Origin of the sequence: Carboxylicivirga agarovorans (assembly GCF_050589845.1) — a bacterium.
In the GTDB taxonomy this organism is placed as follows: Bacteria; Bacteroidota; Bacteroidia; order Bacteroidales; family Marinilabiliaceae; genus Carboxylicivirga; species Carboxylicivirga agarovorans.
In genome coordinates this window covers 281,050-305,338 of sequence record NZ_JBNGPA010000003.1, presented here as the reverse complement: position 1 = coordinate 305,338, position 24,289 = coordinate 281,050, and the positions used below count along the sequence as shown (strand labels likewise).

The 24,289-nt window shown below is 34.4% G+C and carries 17 protein-coding genes and 2 tRNA genes; 6 read left to right on the top strand and 13 right to left on the bottom strand.

Annotation, left to right across the window (positions count from 1 at the left end):
* Positions 1-120: 120 nt before the first annotated feature.
* From ACRD69_RS05215 to ACRD69_RS05205, 3 genes are all read left to right on the top strand, one after another.
* Positions 121-1,644 carry a phage/plasmid replication domain-containing protein gene (locus ACRD69_RS05215; RefSeq protein ID WP_430814011.1) on the top strand — a complete coding sequence of 508 codons (1,524 nt, stop codon included), beginning with the start codon at positions 121-123 and terminating at the stop codon, positions 1,642-1,644.
* A 389-nt stretch (positions 1,645-2,033) separates the two neighbouring features.
* Positions 2,034-3,365 (top strand): AAA family ATPase, encoded by a 1,332-nt coding sequence (locus ACRD69_RS05210; RefSeq protein ID WP_430814010.1) that lies wholly within the window; start codon positions 2,034-2,036, stop codon positions 3,363-3,365.
* A 2-nt stretch (positions 3,366-3,367) separates the two neighbouring features.
* Complete coding sequence (locus tag ACRD69_RS05205) at positions 3,368-3,853, top strand: hypothetical protein (protein WP_430814009.1); 486 nt, start codon at positions 3,368-3,370, stop codon at positions 3,851-3,853.
* 70 nt (positions 3,854-3,923) lie between these two features.
* Here the strand turns inward: ACRD69_RS05205 and ACRD69_RS05200 are convergent.
* The 3 genes from ACRD69_RS05200 to recO all read right to left on the bottom strand — a co-directional run bounded on the left by ACRD69_RS05200 (position 3,924) and on the right by recO (position 6,060).
* Positions 3,924-3,995 (bottom strand) — tRNA-Arg (locus ACRD69_RS05200).
* 46 nt (positions 3,996-4,041) lie between these two features.
* A complete protein-coding gene (locus ACRD69_RS05195; protein WP_430814008.1) occupies positions 4,042-5,184 on the bottom strand; it encodes a methionine aminotransferase in 1,143 nt (380 codons plus the stop codon).
* Between the two features lie 147 nt (positions 5,185-5,331).
* Positions 5,332-6,060: a DNA repair protein RecO gene (gene recO, locus ACRD69_RS05190; protein ID WP_430814007.1), complete on the bottom strand. Its 729-nt coding sequence runs from the start codon at positions 6,058-6,060 to the stop codon at positions 5,332-5,334.
* 257 nt (positions 6,061-6,317) lie between these two features.
* Here recO and ACRD69_RS05185 point away from each other — a divergent pair, with 257 nt between their 5' ends.
* Positions 6,318-7,715 (top strand): MFS transporter, encoded by a 1,398-nt coding sequence (locus tag ACRD69_RS05185; protein ID WP_430814006.1) that lies wholly within the window; start codon positions 6,318-6,320, stop codon positions 7,713-7,715.
* 88 nt (positions 7,716-7,803) lie between these two features.
* Positions 7,804-7,887 (top strand) — tRNA-Leu (locus tag ACRD69_RS05180).
* A gap of 106 nt (positions 7,888-7,993) precedes the next feature.
* On the opposite strand, the gene ACRD69_RS05175 is transcribed toward ACRD69_RS05180, so the two are convergent.
* The 10 genes from ACRD69_RS05175 to ACRD69_RS05130 all read right to left on the bottom strand — a co-directional run bounded on the left by ACRD69_RS05175 (position 7,994) and on the right by ACRD69_RS05130 (position 21,904).
* Positions 7,994-11,152, bottom strand: a complete 3,159-nt coding sequence (locus ACRD69_RS05175) for a DEAD/DEAH box helicase (protein WP_430814005.1) — start codon at positions 11,150-11,152, stop codon at positions 7,994-7,996.
* A complete protein-coding gene (locus tag ACRD69_RS05170) occupies positions 11,145-11,936 on the bottom strand; it encodes a hypothetical protein (RefSeq protein WP_430814004.1) in 792 nt (263 codons plus the stop codon). Before ACRD69_RS05170 ends, ACRD69_RS05175 begins: the two co-directional genes overlap by 8 nt.
* Positions 11,937-12,424: 488 nt before the next feature.
* A complete protein-coding gene (locus tag ACRD69_RS05165) occupies positions 12,425-13,270 on the bottom strand; it encodes a hypothetical protein (protein ID WP_430814003.1) in 846 nt (281 codons plus the stop codon).
* A gap of 236 nt (positions 13,271-13,506) precedes the next feature.
* A complete protein-coding gene (locus tag ACRD69_RS05160; protein WP_430814002.1) occupies positions 13,507-14,337 on the bottom strand; it encodes a hypothetical protein in 831 nt (276 codons plus the stop codon).
* A gap of 117 nt (positions 14,338-14,454) precedes the next feature.
* Entirely contained in the window at positions 14,455-15,474 is a 1,020-nt protein-coding gene (locus ACRD69_RS05155) for a hypothetical protein (RefSeq protein WP_430814001.1), read from the bottom strand.
* A gap of 122 nt (positions 15,475-15,596) precedes the next feature.
* Entirely contained in the window at positions 15,597-17,603 is a 2,007-nt protein-coding gene (locus ACRD69_RS05150) for an ATP-dependent nuclease (RefSeq protein WP_430814000.1), read from the bottom strand.
* Positions 17,604-17,827: 224 nt separating this feature from the next.
* A complete protein-coding gene (locus ACRD69_RS05145) occupies positions 17,828-18,679 on the bottom strand; it encodes a hypothetical protein (protein ID WP_430813999.1) in 852 nt (283 codons plus the stop codon).
* A 71-nt stretch (positions 18,680-18,750) separates the two neighbouring features.
* The gene (locus ACRD69_RS05140) at positions 18,751-19,917 is read right to left on the bottom strand and encodes a caspase family protein (RefSeq protein ID WP_430813998.1); all 1,167 of its coding nucleotides are present in this window, start codon (positions 19,915-19,917) and stop codon (positions 18,751-18,753) included.
* Positions 19,918-20,127: 210 nt separating this feature from the next.
* Positions 20,128-21,132 carry a hypothetical protein gene (locus tag ACRD69_RS05135; protein WP_430813997.1) on the bottom strand — a complete coding sequence of 335 codons (1,005 nt, stop codon included), beginning with the start codon at positions 21,130-21,132 and terminating at the stop codon, positions 20,128-20,130.
* A gap of 232 nt (positions 21,133-21,364) precedes the next feature.
* On the bottom strand, positions 21,365-21,904 hold the full coding sequence (locus ACRD69_RS05130) for an SUKH-4 family immunity protein (RefSeq protein ID WP_489685665.1): 540 nt from the start codon (positions 21,902-21,904) through the stop codon (positions 21,365-21,367).
* 621 nt (positions 21,905-22,525) lie between these two features.
* On the opposite strand from ACRD69_RS05130, the gene ACRD69_RS05125 reads away from it, so the two are divergent.
* Positions 22,526-24,286, top strand: a complete 1,761-nt coding sequence (locus tag ACRD69_RS05125; RefSeq protein ID WP_430813995.1) for a hypothetical protein — start codon at positions 22,526-22,528, stop codon at positions 24,284-24,286.
* Positions 24,287-24,289 lie beyond the last annotated feature (3 nt).

Sequence of the window (24,289 nt, the reverse complement as noted above, 5' to 3'; positions counted from 1 at the left end):
TGCGAGCTTATAACATAGCAGAACCTGTGCAAGATTTTCACTCAAATAATAGAGGGAGGATGAGCAATGGTAGATACAATCGTTTTAAGAATAAACAACTTGCACCAATACTCAAAAATATTGGAAGCATTAAGAAAAGAAGGTGAAGGGCAATATAATTCAGTTGTGGATAGTCCGCATGACCAAGAAGCAGTTGATTTTGAAACTGGAGAAATAAGTAAAGACCGATTCTTGCAGATTAAACAAGTGCATTATGCTGATAGTGGCAACACATTCACATCATACAGGAACAAGGTGCTTACATCATCACATTATTACTTAGCCTATAGTGTTAGGATTGACCGAGATTATGTAGAAATGAACTTTTCTATTCCTAAGTACCTATACGGTACCAATATCATGCAATTTGTGCCACATAAATTTGAAGAGCATCCATATAACAATGAAGAATTAGATTCTTTAGAATTCAACGCTGAAATTACTTTTGAACGGCTGATAACATTCATTGATAATTTTATGAATGATTGGTTTAAGGATATTGAAATCAGTAAAGAAGATATTGAGATTAATCGCCTTGATTTGTGTTATAATCAATACTTTAAATTAGAAGAAGATTCATTAAAGTACCTCGATTATCAAAAGCGCATTAAAAAGAAGTACATAAAAAAGACCACTAAGAATAAGGTTGATTGGGGTACATCTATTTTTATTCAGAATGACCGCTATGCTGCTAAAATATACCATAAAGGCTCTGAATACGCTAGTTCAAAAGGCGAACGAAAGCACCATTTAGCCATGAATAAAAAGTTAGGAAGAGAACATTTTGAAGTTGAAAGTAAATATAAAGATGGTGTGATGGTTCGTGAAGGATTGGAAGATACAGCCAATAGAATATTGCGCTATGAAATAACCTTTAAAAAGCCTTTCATGACTTACTTGTTCAAAAAGCACTTATTCGCTCGTGACTGTACAGCATGGCAACAAGCTCAAAAGGATTATAAAGAAGTGAATAAGGTTGTAAAGAAGATAAGAGAAAATCGCATTAAAGGATTAAGTATTTACCACCTTGAAAAACAGTATCACAATTTCTCACCCGAAAAACGTGTGCACCATAAAGCCTATTCAAAAATTCTTAACCGTAGTAATACATTTAGCTTAGCTATATCAGAAACAGCTAGGAGAGAAAACGAATCACTTCACGCTTGTTTAAAGGATGACAAAGGGAACTTTGAACCTTCTAAAGCGGCTCTTTTTACAAAAGAGTTACTGAATGAGATGTTTAAAGTGTTTCTCAATTTTAAAGAGGAATTCCGTATTAGTTCAATGGATAAGTTTACCGATACAACCAAACGAGTAATTGCTTACAATAACGATGTAGAGAAGTATAACAAGAGCCTACCGAAAGGCTCAAAAGAACGTAAAGCACGAATATCCGAAAACTACATAAATTCGATATTGCTTCACCTGCAAACACATTCATTTGATGAGTTAGTGCAAATGGGAGTAATATCCTCACGTACAAAGTACAATTACATTAAAGCACTTGATAAGATTGGTTTAAGTAAAAATCATTTGGCTGTTGATAGTGTAGAGATTGAAAAGAGTGAAGATTTTGCCCATTACCACCAAATACTAACCTTTTAATCAAGAGCAGAACTATGGATTATATGAGAATGTTTGAGGCTCAAATGTTAGAGTGTTTAAAATGTAGGACTGAAAGAGTAAGATTAAGTTTTGATGAGTTGCCACTTGAACAACAGAATACCTTCAAAAAAGATAATCATGATGTTAAATATTATCGTTATTGCCCTGATTGTAATGAGTATATGATGATTTGGAAGGTTTTTTAGAATTGCTCCCTTGTTAATTTTAGCAAGGGAGTTTTTTATTTGGTGTTATTAAATGAGCATGTAATAAAATTATATCAGGGCGTACAAAGTATAATTATATTAACGCCTTGATGAGATTGGTTTATAAATAAAAATAGGAACAAACAAAAAACAGTTATATTTGAATAAAAGTAAATCTGACAGATGGCACAGACAGAGTTAAGAATAGATATAAAGAGTATTAGGTCAGTAAAAAAAGCTAAAATTGCTCTTGATGGCATCAGTGTTATCACAGGTGTAAATGGTTCTGGGAAGAGTACAATATCAAAACTTGTATACCATATCATTAAAACATCTATTGAGTATGATTATATTGTTCGGGAAGAGATTGATAATGAATTAAGGATGATAACTAAAACCTTAGATCAATTAACAAGAGACCTAAGTTATTTATATCCGAAAGATGAATATCCAAAACTAAGAAATACATTCAGAAAAATTACCTCTAGAGATGTAAACCAGCTTGACTTGTTTGAGAATAACTCTTTGATTGTCGGTATTGATTTTCTTATAAGATTATTTAGGGAAGTTCCTAATTATAACCATAGAGTGCCTATAGATGTAAGGGTTGATAGAATAAAAAGAATTATCGGCAGAACATTAAAAGATGACATATCTGAAAAACAGGAAGATGTAGTTGAGCTTTTATATGAATTAAGAGATAGTGTAAAGAGAACTCTCAAGAAAGCTGAAAATATAATTGAGTATAGACCAATTGGCATTCTTAAAGAAAAGCTGAGTGAGGCATTTGAAGATAATCCTGTCCCTAACAGATATAATATATATGAGTATGGAACTCCAATTATCGATAGGGACACTAATCAAGTTTTGCCTCTTCATTCCATAGAAAATGTTGCATACATTGATACTCCTATGATTCTTGGGATTGATACATTTTCAAGTATTGACAGAAAACATTGGGATGATTTAAATGAGGTAATCTCTAATGATAAATCAATATCAAATAATAGCAAAGGTAAATTAGATATTAATGAAATAATAAAAGGAGAAATTAGTAAGTCAGAAGAAGAGATTTCGGATAAAAAGTTTATTTACAAAAGGAGTGATGGACAAGAGTTTGATTTACTTGAATGTGCAACGGGTTTAAAGTCTTTTGCTATTCTTCAGATTTTATTCAAAAATGACTTCCTAAGAAAAGGCTCTTTACTTATAATTGATGAACCAGAAGTTCACTTACATCCTCAGTGGATTGTTGAATATGCTCGATTGATTATTTTGCTACATAAACATGTTGGTGTTAATTTTCTAATTGCAAGTCATAATCCTGATATGATTAGTGCTATTAAATATATCTCAGAAAAGGAAACGAATAGTCAAAAATTGAATTTCTACTTGGCTGAGCAAAACAATGATTTTCTATACAATTATAGATGTTTAGGAACCGAAATTGATGAGATATTTGAATCCTTTAATATTGCCCTTGAAAGGATTGATATGTATGGTAAAATGGATTAAGAATGAAATACTGTAAGCATACAACTAAGCAACATCATATAGCTATTTCTCATTCAAATTGTGTTGAAAGCATTGATGACATAACAATTAATGAAGGTGCAAGAAGGTCTCCTTTTAATGGAGAATTAGCCGTTAACCTTGATAAGGTTGAAGCTGGCATTGCAAGAACAAATCGCACTGATCCGAGAAAAACTGTTGATATGGTTTTTGGTGTTAGTGATAATAACGGTCGACAATGCAGAATGGTGCTTTGCGAATATAGATTGAGATATAAAAATGCAAATAATTTAAGCAAGACTGAACTGGACTCAAAAGTTGCCAACTCTAGAGGAATTATTGGTCAATCACCGCAGATTGCTACACCACACATTTGTGTATTCTCTGATAAAATTAAGCAAGAAGCCTATAATCGGATTAGGCGATTGTACGCACATAGGAAAGTTTTTAGCGTTATGACGGTTAGTGAATTAAAGAGCGAATTCTTTTAGATATTTGCCACCAAAATTGCCACCTAAAAAACACAAAAGCCTGCTAATCAAATGATTGCAGGCTTTTTTGTAGTCCCGACGGGAATCGAACCCATATCTACGGTTTAGGAAACCGCTATTCTATCCGTTGAACTACGGGACCAGTATTGTGGCTGCAAAAGTAATGGTTTCATTGAAAAGAACAAAAGTTAAACAGCCTTTAGGCGTTTAGCAGCTTCTTCGAGCACCTCGTCGGGCTTGGCAAAATTAATGCGAATATGGTGTCGTTGCTGTCGTTCTTTAATAAAAGCACTAATGGGCATGGTGGCTATACCGTGTTCTTTTATAAGGCGTTTAACAAAGTTGCGGTCTTTTTCTTCACTGACCAGGCTATAGTCGAGCAGCTGAAAAAACGAGCCAGAACATTTTAGTGGTTTAAAGCGTGACCCCTCCATTAAACGGAGGAAATAATCGCGTTTTCCCTGGTAAAAGGCATTCAGTTTCTTGTATTCCTCTTTCTCATCCAGGAAATCGGCAATGGCCAGTTGAAAAGGTGAGTTAACACTGTACATCATGGCCTCGTGCACCTGTCTAAACTCGCGCATGATCTCTTCGGGAGCAGCGCAGTAGCCAATCTGAAAACCGGTGACATGGTAAGTTTCGCCAATGGATGAAACAATCATGCTTCGTTCGGCCAGCTTGGGAAAACAGGCAATGCTCTGGTGCAGGTTTCCGTCAAACAGCACATGCTCAAAGGTCTCTTCGCTGACGATAATGATCTTAGAGCCGTTAATAATCTTTTGCAGGCGCAGCATATCAATCTCGGCCATGGCCCATCCGGTGGGGGCATGGGGTGAATTAATAATGATCATACGCGTTTTATTGGAGATCATTGACTGCACCAGTTCCCACTCAATATGATATTCCTTACCCGACAGGGGAACAGTGCGCACCTGGCCGCCGTTCATTTCTATAGCCGGAGCATAGTATTCATTGGCCGGTTCAAAAATAATAACTTCGTCACCTTCCTTAACCAGGGCCGCAATAGCCGTGTAGATACCCTGGGCAGCACCGGCAGTAATGGTTATTTCAGTTTCGGGCTTGTATTGCCATTCGTATAGCCGGTTAATTTTCTCAGCCATCTTGCTTCTGAGTGCCATTTCGCCAGCCGCATCGGCATAGCGGTTTAGGCCTTCGCGCAAATGTTTTTCAACCAGCCCAATAAGTTTCGACGAGCAATGAAAACCGGTGTAGCCCGAGGCAAGGTCAATGGCATTAAACTCATTGATCAATGGTCTGATAGTAGTAAGGAAGCTGGGTTCCGAATTGTGAAACTTCGAATTTATTTTCATGACAATACTTAACGGATATAGGCCTAAGTGATTAAGTAACTCAATTTAACGATTAAGTTTTTAAAATGCTTTTAGTTTTGTGGAAACACACGATTTGAACAGTTAACGTGCTCAAATATTTGACAAACGGCTATTTATGGCCTGTCATTACTCATCATGAAACAGCTGATGGACAATGGGCAGTGATTTAAGTTCGCCCAATGAGTCGATGTGCAGATTGTAATACTCCAATAGGTTTTCAAGCAGTTGGTAGCGTTCCTGGCCCGACAGGTTGATGCTTTCAAGGCTCTGGATGTTAAGGTCATGAAGCTTTTTCCAGTTGTCAAGGTGCATGCCGCTGATGCTAAAGCCGTGCGATGGTTCGGCATTGGCAAAATAGCCGTTGAGCAGATCAAAAAAAGGAGCATCACTGTTATTGGCTTCAGGGCCAAAACCTAAAAAGCGCGTCAGGTGAAAGAGGAAAAACAGGTGGAAGTTATAGTCACCATCAATACCTGTGTCAAACACTTCAACGCTATGATAGATAAAATCAAACAGATCTCTGTTCTCTTCTTCTTCGATCAATACTTTGCTCATCAGCTCGGTTAAAAAGAAAGCCATGGCTCGCTTTTCCTGCTTAAAGGGGATACTGCTGAGCGGATGTGCAACCTTAAAATCTTTGATACGCTGAATGTCTGACTTGGGCCGGTGATACACTTCCATGTCAAGCAGGGTGAGTGGCTGTAGTAATATGGTATTGCCCTTGCTGCGTCTGCTGCGTACTTTATTGACCATGTAACTCTGTCGGCCAAATACTTGCGTATAGATATTAACAATAATACTGGATTCTTTATACTTAATGTGGTTGAGTACTATTCCTTTTGTTGTGTGTATCATTGTTAAGAGGCTTTTCGCAAAGGTAATATTTCATGAAATAAGACGATATAGGGTAAGTGATGATTTAGCTGTCTGATAAGCTATGGAGGCTAATGCATGCCTGGCTAAGCTTATATGGTTATATTTGGCAACTATTGTTCAATTGCTAATGAATGCAACTATTTTGCAATAACAAAGTAACTATATTTGGCGATTGTAGTATTACTATTACCAAACTGGATTAAGGGATATATATTAAAAACAATAATAATTTAATTATGACGGGAATTGTCAATTTTTTTAAACGTTTCAGTAAGGGATTTTGGGTAGCTAACTTTGCTGAGTTATTAGAACGTGCTGCCTATTACGGAGTATTTATTGTTATTACATTGTATTTATCGCGGATACTTGCTTTCTCTGATGTGGAGGCAGCGCTTATTTCGGGTACATTCAGTGCGTTGTTGTACTTTTTACCAACCTTTACAGGTGCTTATGCCGATAAAATTGGCTTTAAGAAATCTTTGATAGTAGCCTTTGCATTTTTAACGGTAGGTTACGCAGGTCTGGGTGTTTTTCCTACCTTTCTTGAGGGTGCCGGACTGGCAAGCTATGGATTTACAACTGAATTTACGGGTCTGAAGGAGGCTAATGAGAAGTATATCATTATTCCTATAATGGCACTGATTATTATTGGTGGTAGTTTTATTAAGTCGGTTATTACCGGTACGGTGGCAAAAGAAACATCAACAGCCACGCGTGCTACCGGTTTTTCTATTTTTTATACCATAGTAAACATTGGTTCTTTCTCAGGTAAAACGATTGTTAAGCCATTGCGCGAGGCCATGGGTAATGTTGGTCTGATCAACATCAGTTATTTTTCAGCTGGTATGACCTTGCTGGCATTGATTGCTATCATCTTCTTTTTCCGCCCAAGTGTGACTCATGGTGAGGGAAAATCAATCAAAGAAATCTGGAGAGCATTGGTACGTGTTGTGTTTAACTTCCGCCTTCTGATCCTGATTATTATTATCACCGGTTTTTGGATGGTACAGCATCAGTTATATGCTACCATGCCTAAGTATGTATTGCGTATGGCAGGTGAGGGTGCATCTCCATCATGGTATGCCAACGTGAACCCACTTGTCGTATTTACCACGGTAGGCCTTATTACCTCACTACTGAGGAAAAAGACGGCCTTGTTCTCAATGACAGTCGGAATGTTTATCATGCCTGTTTCGGCCTTTTGTATGGCAGCAGGTAATATGATAGGAGGTGATACCATGGGCTTTATGAATATGCACCCGGTAGCCTTTATGATGATTATCGGAATCGGTTTCCAGGGCTTGGCAGAGTCCTTTATTTCACCACGCTTCCTGGAGTATTTCTCCCTGCAGGCGCCAAAGGGAGAGGAGGGGCTATACCTTGGCTTTAGTCACCTGCACTCATTCTTATCGTCCTTACTTGGATTTGGTTTATCAGGTATCCTGCTTGAGAAATGGTGTCCCGATCCACTTCTTTTAACGGATGCGGAAAAACTGACGGCCTATGAGCATGCCCACTATATCTGGTTTGTTTTTGTAGGTATTGCACTGGTCTCGGCCATATCGTTAATTGTATATGGATATGTGACTAAAAAGATAGATGCTAAGAAAGAGCTTGTTAGCTCAGAGGCCTAAATAAAATTGAAACATTTTATTGAATTTTCTTGCAGAACAAAGGATTTGACTTATCTTTGCAACCGCAAAAAAGCTCAATAGAGTGTTTGCCCAGATGGCGGAATTGGTAGACGCGCTGGTCTCAAACACCAGTGGTAGCAATACCGTGCCGGTTCGATCCCGGCTCTGGGTACAGAAAGAAAGCCTGATACGTTAAGTGTCAGGCTTTTTTGATTTTATATGATAGTGAATTGATAGCGAAATGGGAATCCCTCACAAATTCGGGAATCCCAATGATTTTAATTGAACTTTAAATATTCTATATGAGTATCAACTCTCATAGTTCGATTTTTATTCATCTTGTAAAATAATTTACTTGAAGTATCAAAACCTTCTCTAATACAGCTCGAGAGCATTTTTACATCTGAAGAAAGATCATTTCTATCTATACCTCTTTGTTTACTCTTTTCAACTATTAACATTGAGATAAGCCCAAAGCTAAAGCTTAATTCAGGTACGAGTCGACTTACAAAGTTTCTGGCTTTAATAAGATATGGTGATTTATCTGCTTTATTAGCATTTGGAATTAATTCATTCAAGATATTAAGAGGCGCCCCTTTAACATACTGTTTGAGAACTTCACCTAGTAATTTTAATTTAGAAAGAATCTCAGTTTTATTATCGTCAGCTTTTAAACCAACTGCACGTTTTAATTGATCAATCGTACTTAATTTGGTGAATATTTTGTCTATATAGGTTTCATCAGAGCTAAGCCATTCAAAATACCAATCTATATACTCAACAATAGTTTTATTAATGAAGACATCAAATTCTTCTCGGTTAATTGCATTGTCCAATTCAAGAATTAATGCTGGTTCAATACCTGTTTTAACACCAATTTCTTTTTGCCAAAGATAATCATCAGATAAGTTATCTATTTCATTCCTTTGATCTAAGAACCTCCGAACTTGAATGTCAAATAATTCTTGATTGCCAGATTTATTGCTGTTATATGCATAAAAAGAATTATTTAATAAGTTCTTAGTGTCATTAATTGATAATGATTCTGATTTAAAACGAAATAGCACATTTGTCTGTTCCACGCTTAAATTTTCAATATTATCCTGTAAAGAATCTAAGAAATTTCCCAATGGATCCTTTATTTCAAGACATTGGTCACCTTTGGAAAATACATCATTTTTTAACTGCCACCATCTGTCAGATATTGTTGAATCTTCAATGGTTATAATCCCTCCAGGAATTAGGATAACGGCACCTTGTGCCGATAATCCAGCTCTTCCAGCTCTTCCAGCAGCATTGAGTAATTCATGTGGATTTACTCTTTGTCTGTTTCCTCCATCTTCGTCAAAACGGTCATCACCTGCTATTATGACCACTTCAGCAGGTAGGTTAATTCCTTGTGCTAATGTTGCAGTCGCAACTAATACTGATGAGCCATTTGAGTGCTTGAAGTAGTTTTCAATCAAACTTCTTTCAATAGGTAGTAAAAGCCCATGATGTACACCTACATTTCGGTGTTCGTGAAAATAAGAATGTTCAAAACTTCCTAATTCAAGCGAGAGGGCTTTTATACTTTCTTCATGACTAGCTACAAATTGATTGTAAGTATTATCGTTATCTTCAAGATGTTCACTAATTGTTTTGCAAGTAGATTTAGTTATTCTAGGGTCATCTACAAAAACAAGAGTTTTCAACCCCAGCTTTGAAAATTGTATCGCTAATTTTGCGGCTATTTCATTCCTATTACTTGTAAGTTTCCAATAGTTGTTAATGCCAAGAACTACATTATGATCAAGAATCTTACTTTTAAAATAGTCATTATTAGCTTCTGTTTCCCATACATTCTTAAGACTGAAAAAACATTGTGGTTCCAGTGTCATCTCTCTTTTTAATTTAGCAGGAGGGTTTTTAGTTTTTCGTTTCTGAAAATTTGAAGAGATAATTTTTTGTAATTCTTCTATTCTACTTGATTCATATACCAAACAACCATGTAGTTGACGAGTTGGTTTCCAAGTTGAGTTAAATGTTTTACATTCTCTACCGGTCACTTTTTCAATCCAAGAGGAAATCTCATTCCCATTTTCAACCATTGCAGATGTTAATAAATAGTCTGCCAACGGAACTTGCGAAAACAAACTTAAAAGACAATACATAGCATCAATCGCTCGTCTGTCTTTTTTTATATCGACACCATGAATCAAATGGAACTCATCGAAAACTACCAAGCCAATACGATCAAACAGACTTTGATTGATATTCAATAATGACAAACATCGTTCAGGTGTTATAACAAGGATGGGAAATCGTTCAATATCTTCAAATTCGGTATATTCACCCCCAAATTCAATATTGATTGGTTCAAACTCTTTAAATAATTGTTTCAGATTTTTATTGACTTGATCTTCTAATGCATGGGTAGGAACTAGGTAAATAACCTTTTTGCCAGAGTAAAGTGTCGATGCAATTTTTAGCTCAGCCAAAGTTGATTTACCTGCTCCAGTAGGAAGCGTAATAACTGAAGATACTCCAGGTTCTAAATAATTTGTCTTTATAGCGTCAATGTGATTCTCCCATAAAAAAGGACGTTCAATGGCGAGTTTTTTTAAAAATGATGACCATGCCGTTTGCTCAATACCTCTTGGTGCAGATATGTCAATTACAGCTCTATTAAAAACGTCCTGCTCTAATATCTTCATTAACCTTGCCAGACGATAAGGCCCAGCAATTACACTCTTATGATTAAAATAAATCGCTTCAGAGACTGATAAGTTAATAACTTTATTAAAATGATATTGCTCTTCATGAATTGGATCCCCAATCAATTTTTTTGCAATTTCTTTAATTCCCAAACCTACCTCTCTCCATAGGTAATTCAAAGCTGTTTCCTCAAAATTATCCTTTTTGAATATCTCTTCTTCTTCAAAATTGACATTTGATACCTCAAGCGGTTTTCCTTTAGCTAAAGATTTAATACAGCTAATTAATCCACTTTTAGAATGATTTGTATTATCAATGTTATCAATAGAATTTGCCATCTCAGCAGCATCAGATTGACTATTTCCAATCATGAATAAAATAATTGCAGAAATGTACATTGAAATATTATCAAACTCTAAAAGATCATTTGATTCTTCAATACTCCCTATTTTGTGGATTAAACTATTTGCAGTGGCTGCAACAAATGCAATTGATTCCTTCTGTTCATGATTGGGATTGTTTATAAGAATTACTTCCAAGTTACTTGCCAGTTTGCTTAGAAGACTCAAAGCGGATATCAATTCCTTATCTTGAAAATTTATTGTTCCTTCAGCAACTTGTTTTCTTAAACTAACAATTTGAGCATATATTTTAGTTAATTCTTGGGGTAGCCTATCAATGTCAATATCTCCTATTGAAGGAATGTTCTTTATTTTTTCTACAGTACTACTATTATACATTTGTATTTTTTTTAGATTCAAGAAAGTCTATCACTTTAGTTGAAAAATCTTCCATCCAATTCCGCAGATCCTCAAGATAAATACTAGCTCCAGTTCTTCGAGCTGGATTATCCCCAGTTACATATTTCTCATAATTATTAAAAAGACGTTTTCGTCCATCAATGCTATTATGATTAGATTCCCTTGTTATACCAATTCTATAATGGCGATAATTATTATCAAATATGTCATTTTGGATACCTTCAAGGATATTGCCTGAGTCCATTTGACCAATAAGGCTTGATATTATGGAAACCAATGCATTGTTTTTTTTACCTTCTTCGAATTCTTGAAATTCAGGAAAAACTTGTTGTGTAATCTTACCTCTAGGAGAGGTTGTGCACTTATCCTCTGTTATAATGATTCGGCTGAGATTATTGTCTTTGTCTAAGACAATTGCTAAACCATCTATTCCATGCTGAGCAGGTGCAAAATGCGGATAATTTGAAAAGTATTTTTCTCCTTTATTCCTTTCAGTTAATACGATCCATGAAATCATTTGAAAAAGCCAACCATCTCGCTTTGTTTTAGATGATGTAGTCAATTTTTGAATTACTTGATCTATAGAATCATTAGGATGAACTGGTGAAACACTTTTTAAGGAATTAATGATACGACATATGTGTAAATGATGTCCAAGCAATAACTCACCAACATAATTTGCTAACAAATCGATGTCAATAATTTCGTATTCATTGTCAAAAACTAATGGAGAGCAGTCTGTTTCTATTATTTTAATTGGCATGTTATTTTATCTTATTCTCACTCTAGATTTTACTTCTGACTAATGTAAAAATTAGCCGCTGATATTTAGGTGATTATATTTCGTCAATTTATTATTCTCAAGTACATTTTTGCTACCTACTTTTACGTTCGCCTCAGAAATCAATAAACTTTTAAGAGATTTATTAAATTGTCTTAAAATCAATCCTCTCAGTTTAATGGGTTTCAGGTAAGGCTACATTGTCAGTTTGAATATTTTCATTTTGATCAGGTTTTGTTAGTTGTTTTGCACGTTTTAAAACCTGGTGTTAACGGTCTTGTTGTATGGAGTCTTGAGAGAAATAAACCTTACAATCTTTCCAGCTCGAGCGGAGCCAAAGCGTTGTATTTCTTTTATCTTTTCGATCTCAAGCCAAATAGATTTGGCGTTGGTTGCCGGATCAAGGAACCAATCAAAATCATCTGGACTCGCTTATGCTTTAACAGCCATTGTTATGTGGTGTTATTGTTTCAACTATATAGAAAAATGTCATCCGAAAGTTTTAGGAACATGAAAAGGCAATTTTGATAATGTCTTCCAATAGAAGCCATATTTAGAAAATCCACCTTGCAACCACAAACTTGACTACGCCATATACTCAACATGAATTGCTCCCCTGATGACAATCCTTCCTCCGCTTCTGGATGCTTGCAACCAGCTAAAGAATCATTCTTTTCATCAATATACCAAAAGTCCGAAAAGTTTGAACATAAAGGTGTTTTAAAAGTATAATGCCACAAGTTTTGCAACGAATTAATTTTCGTACAATAGGCAAAAGAGTCTGCTATTGATAATTTAAGGTCAGTCAGAAAAATACTAAATTCTTCTAGGCTATTTGTTAAATACTGAACGGTAATAAAGTCCTGCCGAATCTCATTTCGCTTAAAATTGACTTCAAGATTTTTGTGGATTAACTCATTCCTTCTTTTTTTTATCCTGTCAATTTCATTTTGATTATTTGGTTTATCAATTCGAAGCACTGAGTAAAATAACTTTGAGAGTTTCCAATATGGCATTTTGTCAACATAATCTGCAATTATATGCTCCATCATATTAAAGTCTTCACATTCCTTCAGAACTGATTTATCAACTTCAATTGTATTATCTGCTAGTTTTTCAGGATGGTATTTTAAATAGTATTTAATAATTTCCTTTTGCATTGATTCAATATATGAAACAAGCATTAAAAAAAGTCCATTTAAACCTACATCTGTCTTATCCTTTTGTATTTCTTTAGTTATGTCATCAATTCTTGCTTCTGTAGCAACTATTGGCATGATAAGATATTCTTTAAGAATGATAAGAGGCTTACTCATATTGATTTAAATTAATTATAATTCGGATGATTTCTCTTTTTACTACCACATAACGATTGGCTAGATGAAGCGTATTGAGATTTAACGAATTAAACCTTCCAAAACTATACTGAGCCAAATCTTTTATTTGTTCTTATCTTTTCATTTTTAACGCCAAATCAAAGATTTGGCGGTATTCAAACACCTGATTAAACTTCCCAATAACCACGAACGTCATATATATTTATACTAGCGTGTTACAAACAGTACTTTTTAGCCCACATTTTCTTCTCTTCATTAGTGTTTTTTTTCCACTCAAATTTAGAATTTTTAGGTTCGTTGCTATTCTCATAGACTCTAATAGTAAATCTATCAGGTTCTAAAGTAATTGATTCTTCAGTTCGTTCTACGTTATAGATATATGCACCTCTGCAACGTAAGCAATTGTCTACAAATTCAGGCTTTATACCAAAGTTTACAAACCTATAATCTGCAGCAACACTTGGATAGATTAAACACTTATAATCTTCATTTTTTAAGAGCATTTTGGTAAACGCAATGCTTGGTTTATAATCACTCTCTTTAGAAACTCGACGGGTATAAAAATTTGAGATTAAATCCTCAAATCCCCTGTCTTTTTCAGTTTGAAATTTATAATCTTTGAGAGCACTTTGACATTCCAATGTCATTCTTAGTCTTTCGATTCCAGCTAATTGCGCTAAAAAAGCCATTCCTGGTTTTGCTAGTTTAAATATTCCTATTAACAATTTGTCTCCATGTTTAGGATTCATTTCACTAATAACTGCTTCTAATGAGTTTGATGAATAGAAAAAGTTTTCTCCTTTATTACTACATCGATTATATGTATGATATTTTCTTTCTATTTTATTCCAATCTGGATACCAGATAGATTCAGCTTTGCCTAACTCTTTTTCGGAAACACCATTTATTTTTCTTGCCCTAAAAAATCCTTCTGAGCTAAAGTTATTCAACCGTGGTCTAGTATGTCCATTAATGCTTTGACTAAATATATTAATCAAATCATTAATAGGAATTAACTCATATTCTGTATTTAGTAGATCTTCCATTGTAATGTTTGTAACAGCCTGCCGTATGAGGCTATAGCAGAGTCTCGGTGATTGTCTTTCCGCAGGACGACTAGACAATCTGCGGGAGTATGCCCAACCAAACCACACTGCTGCCTACTAAGCTTTATGGGATTTGTTGGGGTAGTTATTATATATTTCTCTTTTATATTCCGAGTAAAAGTGCTTTTCATTCACCATTGCATATAATTGATTGACAATACTAGATTCTTCCATCTTGTCAGGGTGTCTGGACTGGAAATAACCAACTTTCTTATCAAATTGCTCCTTTTCAATTTCAGAAAGTATCCTCCTTATTTCCTCACTTAAAGTCTCATATTCAAGCCCAAGATTCAATAACTCAATAGTTTTAATATCAGTTATGATATAGCGATGTACGACCTTATTTCTCAAATTGTATAATTTATACAACAAGTCATTTTGCTCGGAATTTATAATGCCCATATTTTTCGCCTTATCGTATACTTTCTTTTCCATCATAGGCTTATCATTCTCCTTTTGGTGTAAATATTCGACTTTAAAAAGTAGGGTATTCTCAATTATTTGATACTTAAGTACGATACAGAGCCTTAAATATGCATCAATCTGGTTTGCACAGATAATTATAAATTGAACAAAACATAAGCTCTTATATGCCTTGGTTTTAATATCAAAAGATGCTGCAAGTGAAGCACAAAACTTTTCGTATCTGTCAAATCCAATAGCATAAGGTCTTCTGTCTTCACTTAAGCACATTAAAGTCGAAAGTGATTCGGTTACTTTAGTCAACTCTTTCCTAATCTGCTCCTTATTCTCTTCATTTGGTTGAGAAATATACTTTGCCATAAAGAAATAATCTCCAGCCACGGTCGCCCATAACAACATCTGAAATTCTGGGTCAGGCAATTGGTTCCGTACAAATTTCAATTTATCCGTATTATAATCATGCCTTGGTAAAGTCGGATTAATTTTTTTCTCTGATTTATGGTAAACACTAATCTGAAAAGCACCACAATTATTCTCTAAAAGTTCAAAACTAAATGGAGACTTGTTCTTATATCCAGCTATTTCATTTTTGTATACCCAATCGAGCGGTATTTTCATTTCAAATATGCCGTCGGGATGTGTAAATGTTTTCATAATCTCATTTGTCTAGTAGCATCCGTTAATTACCGCCAAGGGACGAGGCTATGAAGCGTTGGCTTGTGTTGCGCCTACTGCAAGTCAATGCTTTATGAGCCATTGTTATTATGCCCTTTGCTTTATTCTAATATTGAACTTTTCCATTTTAATTCATTTACTTTGGAAATTAGCCCTTCTACTTTGATTCTTACTTCTCCATTTAAGTTATCAGAAACTTTTTCAGAAATATATTTTGCAGTCAGAGGCTTACTATTGTTACCATATAATTTTTTGGCTTGACTTTTTAGTTCAGAATAGTTGGCAAGAGGGATATGGAATTCACATTCAAAGTCTTGATTCCATACAGAATGATTATCACCAATACATGTTTCTGGAAAAAAGTATTGATTATCACTGCTTTTCAAACCTAATAGAGAATATAGTTCTTTATTTCTTTTAGATTTTCTTTTGGCATCCTGCTTTTTATCACCAAATAGTGAGTCTAAGCTAAAAACATCTGGTCTATCTCCATCGAAAATAGCATAACAAGGGATATGAAATTCATTGAATAGTAAATACAGGTATGAAATATTATCTACTGAACCTGCAGAAATTAAAGCAATTCGGTTCATATCAATATCAAAACCTAAAGCCTGAAAATAATTCGGAAGAGCATATTTCTCGGTCTCACCTTCAATGAGGATTATTTTTTTAGCAAAGAAGCCTTCATTTTTCGATTCGTCAATTATATGATTAAACCTATCCTTTAAACTTTCTTTATCAATATCAATTTCATATTTTTTTTTGTAAAAACTCTGTATTTGACCGATTGTTAAACCGTATACAAAGGTTTTAGGACTGTTCTCATTAGACTTCCTAAAAAGTTTTATTTCTTCAAAATGTTCTACCGAAACAAAATAGTTATCATGAGTTGTGTAAAAAACTTGGTCGTTTGTCTCCGATATTTGCCTTAGAAGTTTATATGTTGACCTTTTTACAGGTGGATGTAAGTAGATTTCAGGTTCCTCTATACCGATAATAATATTCCTTTGCTTTTTAGTCTCGTCAAACTGAAATGTATTATATGTTCTTAACAAAGAGAATATTGTTAACCGTTGTATTCCATGTCCTTTTTGAGTTAATTCAGAATCATAACCATCATTTGCAAAGATTTTTGGCTCAGGAAAAACAACTTCTTCGATACCAGGACTACCAAATCGCAATTCAAGTTCACAACCAATGTCAAATCCAATATTGGTATTTAGAGCTGTATTTAAACTTTTAATCTTGGATTCACCATTTGCACCTTTATCTATTTCTGATATTAACTCACTAATTAATTTTTCCGACTTCGTTTTAAACTCTTCTTTTATTTCCTTTGAAACACTTTTGGATAACCACTTAACCATTTCTCCAAGAGGAGATGAACTTGTAACCTTTAAATCATCAGAAAGATTCTTAATTGCAGGGATATAGAAATACTTAGGCAAATTTGCTTTTAATTTACTTTTCCATCCAAGCATTTTTTCATCACCACTAATTGATTCTGTAGGAATAATATCGTCATGCTCCTCCCATAAGTTGATAAGTTTTTCTTGATATTCTTCTTGAGTTGGTTGTTCAACTTTGTCAAAAAAAGTCTTAAAATCAATTCCACCAACAATTAGGTCTGATTTCCACCACCTTTGAAGATTTTTCTTTGTTGGAACTTTTTCATTAAGAACAGCCCAATCATATTCTTCTGTTGGTTGAATTTTTGTGCCGTGTTTAGATTCAACGAAATCTAGTTCTTCTAAACTAGCATCTTTTAATTCTATGTCTTCCTCTTTGGGAACCGAACTGATAATCTGTTTTATGGTCAACTCTTGGTGCTCATCGAGATGCGATTTAAATATTTTTTTTTCATTTTGAGATAACTCAATAAACTTTAGCTCAATCACTATATTGTTTAAGTAATCATTATGGTGAAAGCTTTTTATAGAAATCTTGCTTTTTGAAAAATTAAAAAAAACATCAAGTGCTTCTAATACATTGGATTTACCAACACTATTCTCGCCTACTAAAGCAGTCAAGCTACTAGAAGTTAACTCTACTCCATCATTATCAAAAGTCTTGAAGTTCTTAATCTTAATGTTCGATATTTTCATTTAAGTAGTTTTTGCTTGCAGCTAATGGTCCCGCAGCATGGCGACGTGAGGGAAATTAACCTTACAATCTTTCCAAACTGAGCAGGGCCAAAGCGTTGTATTTGTTTTAAGTTTTCATTTTAAAAGCCAAATCAGCAATTTGGCGCTGATTGCCGAAGCTACTAAACCTCCAAACTTCGGTATTCGCCTTATACACTATTGCGGTTTGTTGGGTACTGGCCTTATTACCATAATATCCTATCATTCTCGAAATTAGATGTTGTTTCAAGAATTCCCCAATAAGGATATTTCTTATAATTTGTCTTATCAAATTCCACGTATATGTTTGACACCTCTTCTAATTCAAAATAATTATTGTCAAAAAGTCGAGGAGGAAATGCATAATTAAATCCCGTATATAGGTATCCTACACTTGGATATATTATTCCGTCAATGTTTTTATGGGGGTTCAGTACTGATTTTGAATGTAATGCTGAGATATAGTAATCTTCATCACATTTAATATTCGTTTTTGCATATTGGTCAGCAAGCAACCTAGTCTTTAGAAAATATGTTCTATAATCTTTTCTTTTCATGTTCCTAAGTCTCTTTCTTTTAGTTCCATTGCAAAATAAGTGCAAATCAGTTCCTCCTTGTTGGGATTTCTTAGAGTTACAGACGATTTGAACAGAAAGCCTTTTTCTTATTTTCCATTTACTTAAGGTCATTGTAAATTTCCGTTTGTCAGAATTTCTCAATGAATCTTGACACCCTTCGATTATTGAGATGTCTGGCGCACACGCATAGTATGCTATGCCTTGCCCAAACACATTTGCTCTTGAAATATATTGTGGATTCGGATTATATTTGATTCTATTTATTGATTTGAATGGTTCTTCTGTTTCGTTTATGCACGCCCTATAAATATAATTGGAGTCTGTTACTTCTAGAGTATGAAGGTCAAAAGGAACTTTTCTTAAGGAGGAAATCTTCGTTATATGCCTTAATTTGAATGAGCAAAAATTGATTCGATTCAGAGTATGAAATCTTTTAGCTAACCTTCTATTTGAATTTACTTTCTTATCTAATCCATTCATATTATACTACGTATTGTGATTGGCTTGCACCCAGCGGTCTCGCTGCATGGCGCTATGGCAGCGTGTTAGGGCTAGTTATCGCATTGTTTGATAAGTTCATTAATACTCTTTAATACTTCCCCATTTAAAGTATTATCAATATCAATTACTTCTTTTTCTTCAATTTTATTCACTCCAATAAGTAAGTTGTCATGAAAGAAATATTCCTGTATCTTGATTTTAGTTTTCTCCTCGCTAAAAAAATCTGAATTTATTTCTTTTGCAACCTCGGGGGTAATATGAAATGGTACATTATATCTATGACTTGAAATTCTATAATAAATTGGTATACCTTCTTCAAAGAATACATCTTCAAAATACCTCCCCATTTCAAAGAATAGTATTTTTTCAACTTTTATAATTACTCCGTCTTTGTAATATCCAATTATAGTTCCTCCTTCTGACGATTCATCATCTATATCTACTTCTTTTTTGTCATGTAAAAAAAGTGATTCTTTAATTTTACTTACACTTTTCCTTACCGCAATAACCTTTGAATCAGATGGATTAAACGATTTTGGATTGAAAAAGAAATCTCCTAATAATGAAGTAGACTCCCATGGTAATTGATTGTGGTTAGAATTGAATAATACTTTCTGTCTTACATTTTGAAATATTTGTATTATTGACAAATCTGGTTTTGTTAATTCAGTTAGTAACGATTCTGTATACAATCCATTCCTTCCTTCTCCATCTGAAGCTGTTTTTCCTGGCGATGTAGAAAAAGCAATTAATGTCCCTGAAGGAGCTAAAATTGGTGAAAATCCAAGAAAATCAGTATTTCTACTCCAAGCTCTGTCAAATGGGTTATTTCGGCATGCATCAAATATTAGAATATTTGTCTTATAATCATTTACTTCCTCTTGAGAAACCAATCTATCAAACCCAATGCAAAAGTAATCTAGTTCACGTTCATTCTGTGGATTAGCATCTTTAGGCATTATATAGTTAATACCATTATACTGAACACCATGTCCTGCATAATAAATCACCGAAACATCAGAAGATGATTCTTTTTGGTTATAATTATCAATTTGCCTCAGTAACTCAATTCGTGACACATTTATTAAAAGAGTAACATCATATCCAATTGCAGTCAATTTATCGCTAACATCAGTTGCGTCATTAACTGGATTTTTTAGTGGTGAAACAAAATCATAATCTGAGATACCTATACAAAGTGCTATTTTATTGCTCATAGATGTTTCTATTAAATCCTAACTAACATAAAGCTTTATGCTTACATGAATATTTGCACGTTAGCAAAAAAATTAAAACTAAAAGATATTGATTAACTGTTCATAAATTAATCCCATAGGTTTATAGGAGCAATTAGCCCTAACGTTTGGCTGCATAGTGTCGCAAACCTTCCAAATTGAGCTGAATCCCTTATGCACTATTGCGATTTATTAGCCACCGTTATTCTGTTTTTTTAGAGAAATACCTTCGTTTAGTTTTCTATTACCGTGTTTATCCTTAATCTTAGCAATTAAAAATTTGGTCATTTCATCAGTAACTTCTTCACCTGGATGGATGTCTCCTTTGTATATCCCTATTTGTTCATTGAATTGCCTATGTTCTAATGAAATTAGATTCTTACTTAAGTTTTCAAATATCAAGGTGTAAGACCAAGAAAGTTGAAAAATATCGTCCGTTCTTAAATCAGAAATGATATATCGATGAACTGCTTTATTTCTAATCCCATAAAGTTCCACTAAATCATCATATGTTTTCTTTGTAAGTACTCCTTGATCTAGTGCCATTTTATAAATGGTTTTTTCCATTATTGGTCGATCGGAGTCTTTCTGATAAATTAAATTTATATCTATAAAATCGGACTTTTCATCTAATTGCTTCTTGAGGATAATCGATTGTCTTAAGACAGAGTCTATTTGATTTGCTAATAGAATAACTAACTCAATTGCTGAGCCATTTTCATAAGCTCGATTTACCAAATCAATTGAAGCTGCATGGGAAAGCATGAATTTTTCCCATCTAATTCTAGGCAAAATTTTATGCTTAGAATAATCATTAAAGACTAATAAGGATTTTACTGACTCACTGGCTTTTGCAATTTCCAACTCTATTTGCTGTTTATTTGTCTCTAAATCATAAACGTATGTAATTAGTAAAACTTTTCCTCCTTCAATAATTGTGAGCCAGCTTTTTATACCATCTGCTTCTGTTTCGATAAAATCTAAATCAACTTTTCCTTTAGGTTGTTCTGAAATATTAATCTTTCTATCTGCATTGTTATCTATAAAGCTTATTTGAAATGCAGCATTCCTATTCTCGTATGGTTCGAATCCGTAAGGTTGTTTTCTGACAACTCCGTCGTGATAATCAGCAGTAAAATGCCAATCATCTGGTATTTTAATAACAAACTGTTCAGTTGGGTCTATAAAGGTTTTCATATTAATTCTGACAAAGCTTTAGTTATTTGGAATGGTGGCTAACGTTTGGCTAGATGAAGCGTATGGCGATTTAATGAACCGAACCTTCCAAAACCCCACTGAGCCAAATCTTTTATTTGTTTTTACATTTTCATTTTAAAGCCAAATCAAAGATTTGGCGCTGTTCAAAAAACTCACTCTACTTCCCAAAATAACGAACGCCATATGCTTTATACTAGCGTGTTGGTAAACGTTATTTATGAACCATTTCTTCAAATTCTTCAATAAAGCTATGCCAAAACGAACCTTTATTTGTAGCAACAGAGTCAATTGTTTTTATTTTCTCTACAAACGAGATTAAATCCTCTTGTTTTACTTTAATTTCTGAGAACGAACTAGCAGAAGACTTCTCTTTCTGATAAATGGTAAACTTTTCAAATTCAATAAAAAAAATTGCCATTTGAGTAATTGAGGAATTTATAAATGTCCATTCGTACTGTCCTGACAGAGTGGAGTCTAATGCAATAATCCGTACTTCTCCCTTTTTATTTATTGTAATTGGATAACCAGAACCAGCACTACCAATATTGTAATTAGTAAAGTAATCTTCTTCCATGCTTGATAAGTCTTCTATTTCAAGATTGAACATGTCACAGATTAAAGGAAGTCTATTGAAGGTACTCATTTCATAGTTGACGTTATCAAAATTCAAATAAAAAGAGCCCTCATTTTTTGGAAGTCCATAAGTAGCTAAAAAGTATTTCGTTTCAGTTGGAATTTCCTGTAATTCCATTTCCTGTAGGTCATAGAGAATAACTTTATCATTAATACAAAAATGATTTCTCCAGTCAATTTTATATGATTCAAAGTTCATTTTTTGTTCTGTATATTATATTTTACGGTATGTGGTAATGTTTACCAACAAGTCGATATACGACGTTAAGCTTTATATATTACATATAGCCAGTCGGCGATATATCGTATTACTATTTCTTATATACTATATATTTTTCAACCCACAGCTTCGCCTTCTCAGTCCCATAAGACGAGTAAATTAATTATTCAAGCCTTTAAGATACTGAAATATGGCTCTCGAGATATTTTTACTGTCAAATAATTATGACAAATTAACTTAGATAGTCGATTTATCCCATCATTAGTTAATAGCAAAAAGTTAAAAACGTAACATATTTTAGCGATGAACGTTAGTCTTTGAGTATTGATATTTAACTAATTCAGTGAAGGGTATAAAAAATAAAATGCACTTTACATGCACACTAGCAGTGTTTAATTCTTTAATAATGCCAAAGCATTAAGCAATTAACCTGGTGGTCAATGACAACAACTACTCTCAACATTCTAATTGTTTCTAAAAAATATACTTACATTCATAGTATAATAATTCTTTCTGGCTATGAAACATTTTAAAATACCAGCCTACATTCTAATAATTGCACTTGCTAGCTATTTAGTCTACTATGTGACCGCCAATACAGAAGAGCATTATATTTTACATTCCGGATTAAGCACCAAAAGCTATACAATACATCCCAATCAGGATAATATTTTGATAGACTCAACAGGTGCCGTTCTTTTAATCCCGAAACATGCGTTCATTGATAATGATGGTCATGTAGTGGATGATTCGGTCACAATAAACTACAGAAGTATCAACGATCTTTCAGACCTGCTAGCAAACGGAATCAATACTTCAAACCCGGGACAGGTTCTTCACTGTAAGCAAGTCTTTTTCATAGAAGCACACAAGGGCTCAACACAATTGGAGGTTGATCCGGATAATCCCATCTATATCGAACTGCCTGCCCCTGACCAATCAAGTAAATGGCAACTTTTCAAAGGAGAAGAAGATAAAATGCAGATCGACTGGGAACATGGTAATAATAAATCAAAATACCTTATCCCCTTTGACTTTGATCATCTCGACTTTTATCCTGAAGGTTTTGTTGAAACTGCGGAATTCAATTTGCCTTTTCGCAACTACAAAAGCTTGTCAAAAGAAATCCTTGATAGCCTGTACTATAGTTTTGCCATTAAGCCACTACCCAAGGTGAAGATTGAGCACGCTGGTTGGCTATCCTTCCCACAGGAAGATATAACAGTATCTGAAGCTGTCGAAGAAGTTGCTGCGCTGCAAATGTATGGCATCGATCCAGCCTCTATCGCAGCCTTAAAATCCCGCATGTTTGCTAATACCTATATAAGTACCCGGGAGTTTGAACGGCGCTTAAAACAAATCTTTAAGACCTGTGATGAAAAAGTGCTTGAGATATACATCAACAACCTGGATAAAAACTTATACCAGGCAGACTCATTGGCTGCAGCTTACCTCAATCAGCAAGAAGCATATTATCCTGTCTTCCTTGAATTCTACAAAGAGAAACTAACGAACGTAAAAAACACTCCAAAACGACTGGCACGTTTGGCAAAATATTATCAGGATCAGAAAAGAGAGATTCGCAAAGCACTGGAAAAAGAAAGGGCGACGTACCTAAAGCAGATTGCAAAAGAAGAACAGATCTCTATGAAGAAGAAGAAGCAATATGCCAACTTGTTGACTAAACGGAATCAAACTCGCCTCAACAGATTTGGTTTTGAACTAACTCAAACGGGTTGGTATAACTTTGCGAAAGAAGTTGCCCTGGAAGAATTAGATACCTTCGATATTAAGGTCAATATTTCTAATGGAAATGAATATGACCGGGTGCACACCTATGTTATCAATCCCGAAATTAAAAGTTTATTTGCTCTTTTCTCCAACGATAAGATGACTTTTGATATGGCTCATGTGCTAGATAAAGAGTTGCTATTAAAGAAAGGGCAATCCTTTTCTATTGTTTCAGTTGGTTTTGAGGAATCCCATGCTTCAGTGGATGAAGAGGAATGTCTACAATCGAAGACGATTGAAGAAACATTGACCTTAAAGAGCCTACCAGATAATAACCTGAAGAAACGGTTTAAAAGCTATTCCAAATATGATAAGGCCAATAGTATCATGCGTGATCTTGAGGTGCAGGCTTTCTTTTATAAGGAAAACCTAAAAAGGGAGGGATGGGAACAGGACAGTCGCTTTATTGGTCAGTTACATTCTGTTGTATTTCCTTGTGGTGATGGGGGTGAGGAGGAGATACCAGTCGAAGTTATTTTGGAGGAATAATGT